Origin of the sequence: Vibrio sp. 10N.261.46.E11 (assembly GCF_041472735.1) — a bacterium.
Classification (GTDB): Bacteria; Pseudomonadota; Gammaproteobacteria; order Enterobacterales; family Vibrionaceae; genus Vibrio.
The window spans coordinates 1-1243 of record NZ_JBFRQW010000087.1; the positions used below are offsets into that span (position 1 = coordinate 1).

The 1243-nt window shown below is 44.0% G+C and carries 1 protein-coding gene; it reads left to right on the top strand.

The genetic code is table 11. The annotated features are described in order from the left end of the window. Nucleotides 1–62: 62 nt before the first annotated feature. A protein-coding gene (locus AB4407_RS20560; RefSeq protein WP_372121815.1) for an IS3 family transposase occupies nt 63–1213 on the top strand; the annotation gives its coding sequence in 2 pieces (ribosomal slippage) (nt 63–306 and nt 306–1213; 1152 coding nt in all). The last annotated feature ends 30 nt before the right edge of the window (nt 1214–1243 follow it).

The following is a 1243-nucleotide window of genomic DNA, read 5'->3' on the forward strand; positions in this document are numbered from 1 at the left end:
TGATCCGCACCAGAAGTTTTGGACACTGAGTTAAGTGAGTACAATCACTAACGAGGTGGACAATGACAACTAAGAAAACACGAATCAAACATGCTCCTGAATTTAAAGCCGAAGCACTTAAGTTAGCAGAGAAAGTCGGTGTCGCTGCTGCCGCACGGCAGCTATCGTTATATGAATCTCAAATCTATGGATGGCGTAAAGCCGTAAAAAAAGACGCGAAAATCAGCGATAGAGAAAGAGAACTCGCCACTGAAAATGCTAAGCTCAAACGATTATTAGCAGAGCAAGCTGAAGAGCTAGATATCGTAAAAAAGGCCGCCACCTACTTCGCGAAAAATCTAAAATAGATTGCTATGAGTTTATGCTCGAACACCTGATGCAATATAGGATTGTCCGTATGGCTAAGGTGTTTGGGGTTTCTCGAAGTGGGTTTTATTATTGGATTGATAATCGCCATAAAGTCACTCAACGCAACGAGCACCGCAAGCAGCTTGATAACAAAGTTCGAGAAGTCTTTGATGATAAAAAGGAACGCGACGGTGCAAGGCGCATTCAAAAAGAACTTGAGGCAAATGGTAATAAGCACGATGTAAAAACCATTGCTGCGAGCATGAAGCGCCAGAGCTTAGTCGCGAAGGCCGCCCGTAAGTTCAAATGTACGACAGACAGTAAGCATAGGCTTCCTGTTGCCCCGAACTTGCTTGAGCAAGATTTCAATGCGACAGCACCGAACCAAAAATGGGCTGGAGATATTACCTATCTAGCGACAAGCGAAGGTTGGATGTATTTAGCCGTTATTATCGACCTGTACTCACGGCAAGTCGTTGGTTGGTCAATGAGCACCAGAATGACCGCAACTCTGGTCTGTGATGCACTATCAATGGCATTGTTCCGCAGAGGCATGCCAGAAGACGTGATCATCCATAGTGATAGAGGTAGCCAATATTGTTCAAAAGACTACCGAGATTTAATCGCAGCTCATAATCTAAAACAAAGCATGAGTAGGAAGGGGAATTGTTGGGATAACGCCTGTGTTGAAAGCTTTTTCCACTCAATGAAAGTAGAAGCCGTCCAATACGAGCCGATAATGACCCGAGAAGAGATGCGCCAAGCGCTTTTTGAATACATTGAAGTTGATTATAATCGAACAAGAAGGCACAGTGCTCTTGGGTATCTAAGCCCAGTTAACTTTGAAAAACAATATGTCGCTTAATGCGGTGTCCAGTCTAACTGGAGCAGATCA